8 protein-coding genes are annotated in these 13,795 nt (G+C 62.2%); 5 read left to right on the forward strand and 3 right to left on the reverse strand.

The window, feature by feature from the left end; genetic code table 11:
• Window position 1: 1 nt before the first annotated feature.
• The 3 genes from P3M64_RS07345 to P3M64_RS07355 all read right to left on the reverse strand — a co-directional run bounded on the left by P3M64_RS07345 (window position 2) and on the right by P3M64_RS07355 (window position 4,616).
• Window positions 2-835 carry a c-type cytochrome gene (locus P3M64_RS07345; protein ID WP_132939364.1) on the reverse strand — a complete coding sequence of 278 codons (834 nt, stop codon included), beginning with the start codon at window positions 833-835 and terminating at the stop codon, window positions 2-4.
• A 413-nt stretch (window positions 836-1,248) separates the two neighbouring features.
• Window positions 1,249-3,351, reverse strand: a complete 2,103-nt coding sequence (locus tag P3M64_RS07350; protein ID WP_132939363.1) for a HAMP domain-containing methyl-accepting chemotaxis protein — start codon at window positions 3,349-3,351, stop codon at window positions 1,249-1,251.
• A gap of 233 nt (window positions 3,352-3,584) precedes the next feature.
• Complete coding sequence (locus P3M64_RS07355) at window positions 3,585-4,616, reverse strand: NAD(P)/FAD-dependent oxidoreductase (RefSeq protein WP_132939362.1); 1,032 nt, start codon at window positions 4,614-4,616, stop codon at window positions 3,585-3,587.
• A 147-nt stretch (window positions 4,617-4,763) separates the two neighbouring features.
• On the opposite strand from P3M64_RS07355, the gene tsaE reads away from it, so the two are divergent.
• Genes tsaE through addA form a run of 5 tightly spaced genes read left to right on the forward strand, consistent with a single transcriptional unit; the run spans window position 4,764 to window position 13,720 of the window.
• Window positions 4,764-5,255: a tRNA (adenosine(37)-N6)-threonylcarbamoyltransferase complex ATPase subunit type 1 TsaE gene (tsaE, locus tag P3M64_RS07360; protein ID WP_132939361.1), complete on the forward strand. Its 492-nt coding sequence runs from the start codon at window positions 4,764-4,766 to the stop codon at window positions 5,253-5,255.
• Window positions 5,248-6,294: an aminoglycoside phosphotransferase family protein gene (locus tag P3M64_RS07365; protein WP_132939360.1), complete on the forward strand. Its 1,047-nt coding sequence runs from the start codon at window positions 5,248-5,250 to the stop codon at window positions 6,292-6,294. The genes tsaE and P3M64_RS07365 overlap by 8 nt, the downstream gene beginning before the upstream one ends.
• Window positions 6,295-6,296: 2 nt before the next feature.
• Window positions 6,297-7,097, forward strand: coding sequence for a nucleotidyltransferase family protein (locus P3M64_RS07370; RefSeq protein ID WP_132939359.1), 801 nt, complete (start codon window positions 6,297-6,299; stop codon window positions 7,095-7,097).
• Between the two features lie 54 nt (window positions 7,098-7,151).
• Window positions 7,152-10,214, forward strand: coding sequence for a double-strand break repair protein AddB (gene addB, locus P3M64_RS07375; RefSeq protein ID WP_132939358.1), 3,063 nt, complete (start codon window positions 7,152-7,154; stop codon window positions 10,212-10,214).
• The gene (addA, locus tag P3M64_RS07380; protein ID WP_165886339.1) at window positions 10,211-13,720 is read left to right on the forward strand and encodes a double-strand break repair helicase AddA; all 3,510 of its coding nucleotides are present in this window, start codon (window positions 10,211-10,213) and stop codon (window positions 13,718-13,720) included. Before addB ends, addA begins: the two co-directional genes overlap by 4 nt.
• Window positions 13,721-13,795: the final 75 nt, after the last annotated feature.

Genomic DNA, 13,795 nt, shown 5'->3' on the forward strand with positions numbered 1-13,795 from the left:
CCTAGCGGCAACGCAGCGATGCGTAATACGTCGCCAAGGCGTCGATATCCTGGGCGCTCAAGGCGACGACTTCGGGCGCCATGATGGCGCTAAAGCGGCGTTGTTGATGCAACTGCGGCGCGGGGCGGTGGGCGCTTTTTTGAAACTCGACCAGTTGCTGTATTAAATACATGCGTTTCTGTCCCGCCAGGTTGGGCACATTTTGATCGGTGCTGACGCCCTCTTTCCCGTGACACCCGGCGCAACGCCGGGCGATTTTGGGCGCGACGGGACGCGCGCGCGCCGCCGGCGTCACGCCGCCGCCACAAGGCAACCGGCTAAGGTAAAGGCTGAGGTCATAAATTTCATCGTCGCCCAAACCCGCCGCGTTTCGGTTCATCAGCAATTCGCTACGCAAAGAGCGGGGTGCGTACCCCAAGGCCGCCTCACTATACGCGCGGCGAAAACTTTCCAGTTGTTCGCGCAAATAGACCGCCTTTTGACCCGCGAGCGTCGGTCGAAAAGAAAGCCCGCTGACGCCATGCGCGCCGTGACACTGCAGGCACGGCCGCGCCAAGCGCCGGCCATTTTCAATGTTGCCCCTGGAGTCCAAGCTCCCTTTGGACCTGGGGCGCAAAGTCGCCTTGGGCGTGAGGCGCGGTGCGCCCTTGGGTGCGGACCCCATAGGGTTTTTGAAATTGGACTGCTCAGAGTCCACGAGATTGAGGGGTTCCGTTCCCTGCGCGCGGGGGGCTGACATCGAAGGAAACGGCAGTTCCAGCGCGTCCGCGCACAGGGGCGCGAAAAACATACCGATTGCCGAAAAACACCCCACAATCACAGTCGAAAAATTCATATTTCCTTTTATTTTCCTTTTATAATTAGGTTGTTAATCTGATTTTTCCCACCAGAAAGCGGCATCCTGCGCGCCCCATTCACCATGATGACGGACTCTCTTAATGTGATTTTCGCAGATGAGTTTTACACCCAAAGGTCGTGTTTTGGCCAGTCTAAAGACGCCTGGAAATTTTTAAGCGCGCCCGCGGACGTCTACTACCGAAGGGAAACGGATCATACCGCCGGGCCCTTCGGCGAGGGCGCGTCCGCCATAACGACATCCCATTTCGATACGTTCTTCGCCACGGCAGGGCACCCCCCCCAAATCGGAGACCACGATACGCTTTCACGCATCCTTGGAGATGGGGCGAGGCCGCTCATCGCGGATCAATTGTCCACATATCCGAAAAAGCGTTATCTCGGGTCTCAAGTTTAACTCTTGCGTATATTCGCCAGGAATTTATTGACCTCGCCACGCAAGCTTTCGGACTGCTGCGACAATTCGTTCGCCGCCGACAACATTTGTTCCGCTGATTGCCCGGTTTCATCCGCCGCGTGATTGACGCCTGCGATATTCGCCGACACTTCGCCGGCGCCCGCCGCCGCCCGTTCGACGTTGCGGGCGATTTCTTGCGTCGCCGCGCCTTGTTCTTCGACCGCCGCAGAAATGGCGGAGGCGATCTCGTTCATCCGGTTTATGGTCGCTCCGATGGAACCGATAACCTCGACCGCGCCTTGGGTGGCGTTTTGGATATCGCCGATTTGGGTCGAAATTTCTTCCGTCGCCTTGGCCGTCGCCTTGGCCAGGTTTTTAACCTCGCTGGCGACCACGGCAAAACCCTTACCCGCCTCACCGGCCCGCGCAGCCTCGATGGTGGCGTTCAAGGCCAGCAGGTTGGTTTGATCGGCGATATCCGTGATCAACGCCACGACTTCGCCGATTTTTTGCGCCGCCACCGCCAAGCCCTGGACTTTTTCATTAGCCCCATCGACTTCGGCCACCGCCGTACCCGCAATCTGCGTGGACTGCGCCACCTGGCGGGATATCTCGGAGATTGAGCTGGAAAGTTCTTCCGAAGCGGACGCCACCGTCTGCACGTTGCTCGAGGCTTCTTCGGATGCCGCCGCGACCCTCGTTGCTTGCCGCGATGTCTGCTCGGCGGTGCTCGACAGCGTCGAGGCGGAAGATTGCATTTCGGTGGATGCGGACGATACCGAGTTGACGACGCCGCCGATACTGGCCTCGAAATCGTCGGCCAGCGCCAACATGAGGCGGCGTTTTTCCTCTTCGGTTTTGTGTTTTTGCGCCTCGGCCTCGGCTTCCATTTCCTTGGAGCGGATGGCGTTATCCTTGAACACCAAAACCGCCTGCGCCATTTTTCCAATTTCGTCGGACTTGTTCAATGCCGGAATATCGACGCTCAGATTGCCCTGGGCAAGGTCCGCCATGGCGACGGTCATGGCGTTGACCGGCCTGACGATAGAACGGATGATCAAGAAACTCACCAACCCGGCGATCAACAGGCCCACCGCCAAGATGGCCCATTCCGTGTTGAGAAGGGTCGCGACGCTGGCATTGTTTCGGGCGACGTCGATGGACAGCAATCTTTGCTGATTTCGCTGCATCCCTCCGTGGCGCACGCCCTGCATATCTCTTTTGCCCAGTAAGATGTCCATCATCTTGAGCGCACGCGGCGACGTTTCGGTCAGGAGCATGTAATTGGCCAAGTTCCATTTTTCGGATCCGCGGATGGCGAACATCTCGGCGGGCAGCGGAACGAATTTCTCACGTTCGGCGGAAAATATCTTGAAGGCGTCCTGCTGCTGCGCCGACAGGTGGGTAACTTGAGCGGACAAATCGGCGAAGCGCTTGGTATTTTTTTTCCACAGCGTTTTGAAATTTTCGGCGTACTTTTTCTCACCAGTCAGCAAATAAGAGCGAATATTGGCCACCCCCATAGCCAACGAGCCTCGAATGTCGGCCATCATTCCCAAAATTTGCACGCGATCGCCGCCAACGCCGACGTCGCCCTGAAGTTCCAGATCGATCATTTTGGAAATATTTTCCATCATGATCGCGACGCCCGGCGCGGCCTGGGTCTCCAAAATTTGCGTCGCGGGCTGTTCCTCGGGCGTCCCGACGATATCCTCGATCCGCTGTTGAGAGTGGCGAAATTCTTTGAGAATCCTTTTGAATTCTTTAAAATTTTCGATGTCTTTGGGGTCGTCCCAAGATTTGGAAAGGGTGTCCATCTGGACGAGGGTGGCGTCGATATCCGCCCACATTTCGGACCGGTGTTTTTTGTACATCGCAGATCCGGTCAACATATACCCTCGCAAGGTGGCGAGCGTTCCGTAGATATCCTTGACCACGGCGGTGCTCGCTTCTGCGGTCGGCGTCCGCAAGGAAAGGATGCGCCTTGATGTTCTATTGATTTCCGCCACGTTCCATATCGTCGTTCCGACGGCTATCGCCAGGATGACCGCCATCGCCATGAACCCGAGTATAAGGCGTCCACTAATCTTGATATTCATTATGCTTCCCCTCGATGCGTCCTCCACGTATTCGAACAGAACGCCGCCCTAACCCGAGAGGAAATGTCATGGTGAAAATTTATGTTGTGTGAAATTGAGATGTCTCTTGAGAAAATAAACGTTATTTTAGTGTAAAATTTACTTTCGTTGATAGTATATTTGTAAACATTAAAATCATGTAAGGACGGCGCGTTTTTCTTAAAAATCGGCGATCCCGAAGTTGCCTTCACCGGTCACGCCACGCCTGGCGACCCTTTTGTGGTCGAATGTTCGAAGTGGATTTCCTCGTCCGGGAACAACGCCTTGCGCGCCCCATGCGCGGCCGCCGCGGCCTCGGCGAAGCCGGTCAGAATTAACTTTAATTTCCCCCGATAGGTGACGATATCCCCAGCGGCGAAGACCCCGGCCAGGCCGGTCGCTCCGTCGGCGGGGTCGATTTTGATCTGATGACGCTCAAGCGGCAGCCCCCAACCCGCGATCGGGCCCAGGTTCTGCGACAGACCGAAGAACGCCAGCAACGCGTCCGCTTCGAGACGACGGTCCTCACCATCCAGGTTCTTGACCATAACGGCCTGCATTTCCCTATCGACCCCTTCGATCGCGGACAGTTGGTACGGCACCACAAGATCGATGACGCCCGACTCGACCTTGGACATCATCTTCTTGACGCTTTCCGGCGCGGCGCGAAACTTGGGGCGACGGTGCACCACGGCGACGCTCTTGGCGACGTCACTGAGGGACAGCGCCCAATCGACGGCGGAATCGCCGCCGCCGGCGATAACGATATTTTTATCTCGAAAATCCTCGCGTCGGCGCACCATGTAATGCACCCCCCGACCCGGCCCGAGATCTTCGTAATCGGCGATCCCGGTCAATGGCGGTCGGTTCGGGCCGAACGCCCCGACCCCGGCGGCGACGATCACCGCCCCGGCCGTGATGCGCACGCCTTGCGAGGTCGTTAGCGTCCAGCCTCCCTCTGCGTCGCCCTCCAATTCGGTGACTTGCTGACCCAAATGGTAGAGGGGTGCGAATGGGCGGGCCTGCTCCTCCAAAAGAGAGACCAACGCCCCCGCTTCGACCTTGGGAAAGCCGGGAATATCATAAATCATCTTTTCGGGGTACAATGCCGAAAGCTGCCCGCCCAACGCCGGCAAGGCATCAATAACGTGGCACCTGAGGTCGAGCATACCGCATTCGAATACGCTAAACAGGCCAACGGGGCCGGCGCCAATAATGGCGACGTCGGTGTTGTGCTGTGCGGACATAGGTAAGAGGCCTCCGAGTGTGCGAAAATTCATTGAATTGACGGATATGTTATATAAAGGGTTCCCCGGCGTTGGGAAAGGGCGACGGCGGTCACGCCGTGGGCGAGAACGCGGGGCCGAAGCCCGGAGCGGGACGAGGGGACGATCATGACGGACATAAATCCGGCGCAAGATTCGATCGATATCACATTGCGCGGCGTGAAAGCGACCCAGGAGTTGGCGCAAAATTTGGCGCGTCTCGCCCGCCGGGGGGATGCGATCGCCCTGTACGGCCCCATGGGCGCGGGAAAGACGACGTTCGCGCGCGCCTTCATTCAGGCCTGGAGCGGCCGCGAAGAGGAAGTCCTCAGCCCGGCGTTTTCGATGGTTCACGTCTATGAATATCTCGACGGCGATATTTATCATTTCGACTTCAAACGCCTGGACGAAGCGGAAAAAGCCTTCGAGTTGGGCATCGAGGAAGCCTTCGCCCACGGCCTCTCGCTGATCGAAAGCCCCGAGCGCCTGGGGTCTCATTTGCCGCGCCACCGCCTCGACATTACGCTTCGCCCGGCGTCTCGCGGAAAAACCATCCGCGAGGCGTGCCTGACCGGCCACGGCGACTGGCAAGAACGTCTGCGAGAATCCGGCCATGCCTGAGCGCGCGCGGGCGCTCGACGCCTTTGTCACGCGCGCCGGTTGGGGGCGAGCGTCACGACGCCCCCTTGCCGGCGACGCCTCGTTTCGTCGTTATGTGCGCCTGTCCATCGACGACGGAACCGTCCGTGATGGGCGTCCCCACAAACGTACGGCGCTGGTGATGGACGCGCCGCCGCCACTTGAGGACATCCGCCCTTTTTGTCGCGTCGATCGAATGTTGCTTTCCCTGGGCTTGAGCGCGCCCGAAATCCTCGCCGAAGATACCGAGCGGGGGTTTTTGTTGCTCGAAGATTGGGGCGACAATACCTACACCCGCCTGCTGGCGGCGGGGGCCGACGAAACCGCTCTGTACGCCCTGGCGGTGGACGTCCTGATCGTCCTGCGCCGCCATCCCCTGAGCCCCGTGCTCAGCGCCCAACTGCCTCCCTACGACACCCGGCGTCTGCTCGACGAGGCGTTCTTGTTGACGGACTGGTACTGGCCCGCGATCTTTGGCCGCCCCCTTTCCCCCGACGCCCGCGCTGCGTACGAAGCGGCGTGGCGTGGCGCCCTCGCCCCGGCGCTAACGGAACCGCGCGTCCTCACCTTGCGCGATTACCATGTCGATAACCTGATGCGCATCGACGGGCGCGACGGCGTGCGCGCTTGCGGCCTACTCGACTTTCAGGACGCCTTGGCGGGCCATCCGGCATACGACCTGGTTTCGTTGCTGCAGGACGCCCGGCGCGATATCTCGCCCGCCCTGGCCACGGCGATGCTGGCGCGTTATCTGGACGCGTTGGATATTCCCGACCGCGACGCCTTCACCGCCGCGTTCACGATTTTAGGCGCGCAACGCCACGCCAAAGTCATCGGCGTTTTCGCCCGCCTTTGCAAACGCGACGGGAAAACCGTATACCTTGGGCACATACCGCGTCTGTGGCGCTTGCTGGAAACCGCGCTCGCGCATCCGACCCTCGCCGCAGTCGCCGAATGGTTCGACGCCTATATTCCACCTGAACGCCGCCTCACCCTCTTATGCGAATCCGAGATTTCATGATCATGGCATCCAAACCCGCAAAATCCTCTTGCAGGAAAACCGCCTCTTCCTCTTCACCGAAAGATCCCGACGATATCCCCATCGACACCGCCATGGTGCTGGCCGCCGGTTTCGGCTATCGCATGCGCCCGATTACCAATCGTATCCCCAAGGCCCTGGTTCAGGTGTGCGGACGCGCCTTAATCGACTACGCCCTCGACCGATTGCAAAATGCCGAGATCAAAAAAACCGTCGTCAACGTGCATTATCTGGGGGAACAGGTCGAACGCCACCTGCGCCGCCGTCAGCGCCCGAGAATCGTCTTCAGCCGCGAGGAAAGCCTGCTTGAAACCGGCGGCGGCATTACAAAAGCGCTGCCCCTGTTGGGAGAACGGCCCTTTTTCGCCGTCAATGCCGACACCTTGTGGCTGAACAGTAACGAGTGCGCATTGGCGCGCCTGAAAGAGGCCTGGAACGACGCCAAGATGGACGCCCTGCTGTTGCTCCATCACACCGTTGACGCCTACGGTTACGACGGCATGGGCGATTTTCTGGTCGATGCGGTGGGGCGGGTCGAACGTCGCCCGCCGGTCGAGGTTTCGCCATACGTTTTCACCGGCGTGCAGATCCTCCATCCCCGCCTGTTCGAGGGCGCGCGGGTCGAACCTTTTTCGCTAAACGTACTTTACGACAAGGCGATCGAGAACGGTCGTCTGTACGCTATTGTGCATGATGGGGAGTGGCTGCACGTTGGGTCGCCCGAAGGACTGGCCACCGCCGAGCGTTACATGCACGAACGCTATCCCGGCGTAAAACGACGCTGACGCGCGTCGCCCGTTTCGGATTATCGCGCGAGGTTAATAGGGAGACGGCCCGATATGGCCTCCATCCAGACGCCCCCCACTCCCCGGCTCCGGGTTTACACCATCGCCGGGCACGTTTCCTTCGTTGACGCCTTGGCCCAAGGTCTGATCGCCCGCGCCGAGGGCGGCCCCCTGGCGCTTGGCGCCTATCGTATCTTGCTGCCGACCCGCCGTTCGTGCCGGGCGCTCGGCGACGCCTTCTTGCGTCAAAGCGGCGGCGCGCCGACGCTGCTTGCGCGCATGGAGCCATTGGGCGATGTCGATGAAGAGGAAATCCAAATCGAAACCGGCGCCTTCGGACTGGACGACGGACCGGACAACGAAGCCCCCGATGGGCCGGACGACCTTCCCCCCGCCATCGGAACGATGCGCAGAACCTTTCTGTTGGCCGATCTCATCGGGGCGCGCGCCCATGCCGAAGCGCGCGCCCTGCCCCCCGATCAAGCCGTCCGCTTGGCCGGGGAACTGTCGCGTTTTCTCGACCAAGTCCATACCGAGCGGCGCGATTTGAACGACCTGAAAGACTTGGCGCCCGAGGCCTTCGCCGAACATTGGCAGGACACCTTGCGGTTTTTGTCCATCCTCGGCGATCACTGGCCCGCCATTTTGGCCGGCGAAGGCGCCCTTGATCCGGCGATGAAGCGTAATCTTTTGCTCGAACGGCGCGCCCGACTATGGGCGCAATCGCCGCCGAAATATCCCGTTTTCGCCGCCGGATCGACCGGCTCCGTCCCCGCCAGCGCCGATTTGCTGCGCGTCGTCGCCCACTTGCCCGATGGTGGCGTGGTCTTGCCCGGCCTGGATACCGAGGCCTCCCCGGATATGTGGCGAGAAATCGCCGCGGAACCGACCCATCCTCAACATGCGATGGCCAAATTGCTGGAGCATATCGGCATTTCTCCCGCAGAGGTTCAACCCTGGGGCGATGACGTCGCCCCCCCCGCCAGGATCGCCAGGATGCGCTTGATTCACCAGTGTCTATCCCCGGCGAGCCGCCTCGAAACTTGGCGTGAAGCCCCGCCGCCGCCGAGCGAGGCCCTGGATGGGGTGACCCGCGTGGATTGCCCGACCTCCCAAATCGAGGCCACCGTCATCGCCTTGATCATGCGTCGCACCCTTAACGTTCCCGGACGCACCGCCGCCTTGGTGACCGCCGACCGGAGTCTGGCCCGGCGCGTCGGCGCGGAGCTTTCCCGTTGGTCGATCGCACTCGACGATTCGGCCGGCGTTCCGCTAAACAAGACGCCACCGGGGAGCTTTCTACGCCTGCTTTGCGCCATGCTGGACGACGCGTTTTCTCCGGTAGCGACGCTGGCTTGTCTAAAACACCCCTTGGCCGCCCTGGGCATGGCTCGGCGGGATTTTCGCGCCCGGGTGCGACGTTTGGAAATAGCCCTCCTGCGCGGCCCTCGCCCGGCGCCGGGCGTCGCCGGATTGCGCGCCGCGCTGACGGCGTACGCCCATGACGTCCAGGCGCGGGCGCACGCCGGCGCGCACCCTCAAGAACTGGGAGATCTTCTGGATCGACTGGAACGGGTTTGCGCGCCGCTACAATCATTTTTCAACCACGACGCCGCCGGTTTCGACGCCTTCGCCCACGCCCTCGTCGCCACCGCGGAAGGTTTGGCCGCAGACGCCGAACACGGCGGCGAGGATCGCCTATGGGCGGAGGAAGCCGGCGAGGCGCTGGCCGATTTTATCGGCGAGGCGCGCGACGCCGCCCGAGGATGCATGACCATCGCGCCACGCCACAGCGCAGCGCTGCTTGACGTCCTGATGGCCGAAAAGGTCGTGCGTTCGCGCTACCCCAAACATCCGCGGCTAAGCATTTGGGGCCCCCTAGAGGCCCGCCTTCAGCGTGCGGACGTGGTGATCATGGGGGCCCTCAACGAAGGATCGTGGCCGCCCGAGGTCCAGCCCAGCCCGTGGATGAGCCGTCCCATGCAGCGCCGTTTCGGGTTGACCCTTCCCGAGAGGCGGGTCGGTCTTTCGGCGCATGATTTCGCCCAAGCCCTGGGCGCCGAAACGGTTTACATCACCCGTTCCAAGCGGTCCGGCGGCGCGCCGACAAACCCGTCGCGATGGTTGGCGCGGATCACGACCTTTCTCGACGGTCATGGCATGGGCGCGGCCCTCACCACCGCGCGCGACGGCGCCGATTGGCTGGGCTGGGCCCATGCGTTGAACGCCCCGCGATCGCAGACTCCATGTTCGCCACCCGCCCCAACGCCGCCCGTCCACACCCGCCCGGCGTCACTTTCGGTAACCCGCGTCGAAACCTGGATTCGCGACCCTTATGCGCTTTACGCCCGCCATATCTTGAGACTGAAACCCCTCGATCCGATCGACGCCGACCCCGGCGCCGGGGACCGGGGATCGGTTGTTCACGACATTCTTGATCGCTTCGTCCGTCATCACCCCGGCGCGCTGGGGCCGGACGCCCTGGACCGATTGCTCGAAATCGGCCGCGACCGTTTCGCGGCGCTCATCGCCTACCCCGGCGTGCGCGCCTTTTGGTGGCCTCGCTTCGAACGCATCGCCGATTGGTTCATCGCCTTCGAACGCAACCGCCGGGCGCGGGGCGTCGTCACCGTCGCCTGTGAAGTGGACGGGAAATTGGCGTTACCCGATCCCAGGGGCGGGAACTTCATCCTCGGCGCGCGCGCCGACCGCATCGACCGCATCGCGGATGGCGGACTGGAGATCGTCGATTACAAAACCGGCGTCGTGCCCAGCGTCAAGCAGGTCACAAGCGGCCTCGCGCCGCAGTTGCCCTTGGAGGCGGCGATCGCGACGGCGGGGGGCTTTGCCGGCGTGCCCAAACAGGCCGTCTCCCGGCTCAGTTACGTCAAGCTGTCCGGGGGCCGCGTCCCGGGTAAGGATATTCCCCTCAAGGTGGATGTCGATGACCTCGCCGCCGACGCCCTAAGCGGCCTTAAGCGCATGATCGCGCGCTATGGCGACCCACGAACGCCATACCTCTCCCGCCAGCGGGTTATGTACGAGCAACGCCAGGGAGATTTCGACCACCTTGCGCGCATCGCCGAATGGTCGGTTCAAGAAGAGGGCGATCAATGAACACACCCTCGTCCTCGGTCAACGCCGACAGCACCACCCAGGCGCAACGGGCCGCGGCCGATCCCGAAAAATCGGTCTGGGTGTCGGCCAACGCCGGCACCGGCAAGACTCGCGTTCTGATCGACCGGATCACCCGTCTTTTGCTCGACGGCACTCGGCCCCAAGCGATTTTGTGTCTGACCTTCACCAAGACGGCGGCGGCGGAAATGGCGCAACGGCTGAACGCCCGCCTGGGAACATGGGCGATGATGGGCGACGGCCTCCTCAAGAGGACCTTAACCGCCCTGCTCGGGCGTCCCCCCGAGGCGCCCCAGGTCACCCGCGCCCGACGCCTGTTCGCCGATATTCTGGACACCCCCGGAGGCCTTCAAATCCGAACCCTGCATTCCTTTTGCGAATCCCTCCTCGGGCGTTTTCCCATCGAAGCGGGCGTCGCGCCGCATTTTTCCGTCATCGACGAGCGCACCCAGGGCGAACTTTTGAACGAGGCGCGCGACAGATTGCTGGCCCGGGCCTTCGAGAATCCCGACGGCGCACAAGCCGCCGCCGTCGCCCTGATCGGCGCGTTGACCGACGAGGGCGGTTTCGCCAAGACAATAGGGGAACTGGCGCAAAACCGCGCGCGCCTGCATCGGATGATCCGTATTCACGGTTCGCTCGACGCCTTGAAGGCCTATGTCGCACAAGCGCTCGGCGTTTCCGCCGATGATCGCGAAGAGGACGTCCTGCGCGCCGCCTTGGGCGATGCGGCGCTCGGTCGCGAAGGCTTGGAACGGGCCTGCGCCGCGCTCGATCACGGGACGGCGGGATCGCAAAAGAAGGCCGCCGAGATACGCGCCTTCCTCGATAACGACGCCATTCGCCGGGCGGCCGACTTCGACACCGCCTATCGCCCCTTGTTCCTAACCGCGAAAGACCAGCCCCTGGCGGCAAAAAACCTGATCACCAACGGCGCGCGCGCCTTCGACCCCGACGCCGAAGCTATTTTACGCGCCGAACAGAACCGTCTCGTCGCCCTAATCGAAACGCTGCAGGCTTGCCGCGTGCGCGATGCGACGGTCGCCCTGTTAACCGTGGCGGGCGCTCTGATCGATCATTTCGACGCCTTAAAACAGCGCCACGCCCTGCTCGACTATGACGACCTGATCGACCGCGCCCGCGACCTGTTGGCGCGTGACGGCGGGGCGTCATGGGTGCATTACAAGCTCGACGAGGGCCTTCAACATATCCTGGTCGATGAAAGCCAGGACACCAGCCCGGCGCAATGGGAAATCGTGCGCGCCTTGGCCGACGAATTTTTTTCCGGGCGCGGGGCCCACGAAGACGATCCACCCGCCCGGCGCACGATTTTCGCCGTCGGCGATGAAAAGCAGTCCATTTACAGTTTTCAAGGCGCGGAACCGGTCGAATTCGCGCGAATGCAGGCCTATTTCGCGCGGCGCGCGCGGGAAAGCGCGCGGCCCTTCGAAACCATCCCCCTAAAGTTGTCCTTCCGTTCGACCCGAGCCGTGTTGTCGTTGGTGGACGAGGTGTTCGCCCGTCCCGAAGCGCGCGACGGCCTGTCGTTCGCGGGTCTGGCCGTCGAGCACGCCGCCCATCGCGCCGATGCGCCGGGTTTGGTCGAATTGTGGCCGGTGCTGCGCCCCGAAGACGTCCCCGAAAGCGATCCTTGGGACGCGCCGATCGATCGTCCGGATTCGCGAAGCCCCGAGGTCCGTCTCGCCGAGCGCATCGCCAAAACCATCGACGGCTGGCTGCAAAAGGGCGAAACCCTGGAGGCCACAGGCGAGGCGATCCGCCCCGGAGATATCCTGATTTTACTGCGCAAACGCACCGGCGGCTTCATTAGCGCCATGGTGCGGGCGCTAAAAAATAAGGCGATCGCGGTGGCCGGAACCGACCGCATGGTGCTCGGCCGACAAATCGCGGTGATGGACCTATTGGCGTTGGCGCGTTTCGCCGTTTTATGCGACGACGATCTGAATCTCGCCGCCTTGCTGAAGTCGCCGTTGATCGGGTTGGACGAGGCGACGTTGTTCGACCTCGCCCACCGGCGCACGGGGAGCCTATGGGCCGCCCTTGGCGAAAAACGTCGCGCGCGCGCCGAGTTCGAGCGCGCCCACGACAAACTAACCGCCATCTTGGCGCGCGCCGATTTTACCGCGCCTTACGAATTTTTCGCATCCGTCCTCAGCGCGGGAGGCCTGAAGGCGCTGTTGCAGCGCTTAGGGCCCGACGCCGAGGACCCGATCGACGAATTTCTGTCGCTGGCCCTTGAGTTTGAACGCACGCACGTTCCCTCGTTGCAAGGCTTTTTGAACTGGTTCGACAAGGGTGAAAGCATCATCAAGCGCGACATGGAAACCGTCGCCGACGAGGTCCGCATCATGACCGTACACGGGGCCAAGGGTCTGGAAGCGCCGATCGTTTTCCTTCCCGACACCTGCGCCAGCCCGGACGGGCGAAACGACAGCACGGTCCTATGGCGTCACGAACCCGAGGGCGATCTTCCCCCCGTGGTGCTTTGGAGCGCAAACGCACAAATGCGTCCCGCGCTTTGCCAGACGCTGATCGCGGCCAATAAACGCGCGCGCGAACAAGAATATCGCCGCCTGCTGTATGTCGCCATGACCCGCGCCCGCGACCGTTTGTACGTCTGTGGTTGGGAGGGCGCGCGCGCGCGTCCCGATTCGTGCTGGTACGAACTCGTCGCGCCCGTCATGCGCACCTTGGGCGAGAAAGTCTCCGGGCAAGACGACGGCGAAGGGGACGGTGCGGTGTGGCGTTATCACACCCCCGGCGGCGGCCCCGCTCAAAAGGAATCGCCCGAAAAGACCGCGTCCCGGCTTTCTCCCGCTCTTCCGTCGTGGGCGCGGGAACGCCCCGAAGGCGAACCGACGCCGCCCCGCCCCCTCATTCCGACCCGCCCCGACGATATCGAGCCGCCCGTGTCGGGACCCTTCGCGGGAGACGATATCGATCGGTACAAACGCGGCAAGATCATTCACCGTCTGCTCGAAATCCTCCCCACACTGCCGCGACGCCGACGCCCCGCGGCGGCGGCGCGCTATCTTGACGCGCCCCTGTACGCTCTCGGCGGCGGCGAACGCGACGCCATTATTGACGAAACCCTGGGGATATTGGACGACCCCAGGTTCGCCTTCGTGTTCGGGCCGGGCAGTATGGCCGAGGTCGCTCTTTCCGGCGTCGTGGGAGGGCGCGTCCTATCGGCCCGGGTCGATCGCCTCTTGGTCCGTGAAGACGCCGTGTGGGTGGTCGATTATAAAACCAACCGTCCGCCCCCTAAAAAAACGGCGGACACCCCGCCCGCCTACCTGCGACAAATGGCGGCCTATCGCGCCTGCCTGAAAACCATTTTTCCGGGAAAAACCGTTCATTGCCTGCTGTTATGGACCCACGGTCCTTTTTTAAGCCTTTTGGACGAAAACCTCACCGCCCCCTATGCGCCCACCGGCGCGCTTGACGGAATTCCCCCCCCGGCATAAATTCATCGACAGGGGTTTCGCGATAAAGACAGCAAGACCGACGCGGCGCCGTCCGCGCGGAGGATGCGCCGGATT

Source organism: Varunaivibrio sulfuroxidans (assembly GCF_029318635.1).
GTDB classification, from domain to species: domain Bacteria; phylum Pseudomonadota; class Alphaproteobacteria; order Rhodospirillales; family Magnetovibrionaceae; genus Varunaivibrio; species Varunaivibrio sulfuroxidans.

Excerpts from the sequence above, each read along its gene's own strand:
- addA (WP_165886339.1), top strand. The coding sequence starts at position 10,211 with ATGAACACACCCTCGTCCTCGGTCAACGCCGACAGCACCACCCAGGCG.
- P3M64_RS07355 (WP_132939362.1), bottom strand. The coding sequence starts at position 4,616 with ATGTCCGCACAGCACAACACCGACGTCGCCATTATTGGCGCCGGCCCC.
- P3M64_RS07370 (WP_132939359.1), top strand. The coding sequence starts at position 6,297 with ATGGCATCCAAACCCGCAAAATCCTCTTGCAGGAAAACCGCCTCTTCC.
- P3M64_RS07345 (WP_132939364.1), bottom strand. The coding sequence starts at position 835 with ATGAATTTTTCGACTGTGATTGTGGGGTGTTTTTCGGCAATCGGTATG.
- tsaE (WP_132939361.1), top strand. The coding sequence starts at position 4,764 with ATGACGGACATAAATCCGGCGCAAGATTCGATCGATATCACATTGCGC.
- P3M64_RS07350 (WP_132939363.1), bottom strand. The coding sequence starts at position 3,351 with ATGAATATCAAGATTAGTGGACGCCTTATACTCGGGTTCATGGCGATG.
- P3M64_RS07365 (WP_132939360.1), top strand. The coding sequence starts at position 5,248 with ATGCCTGAGCGCGCGCGGGCGCTCGACGCCTTTGTCACGCGCGCCGGT.
- addB (WP_132939358.1), top strand. The coding sequence starts at position 7,152 with ATGGCCTCCATCCAGACGCCCCCCACTCCCCGGCTCCGGGTTTACACC.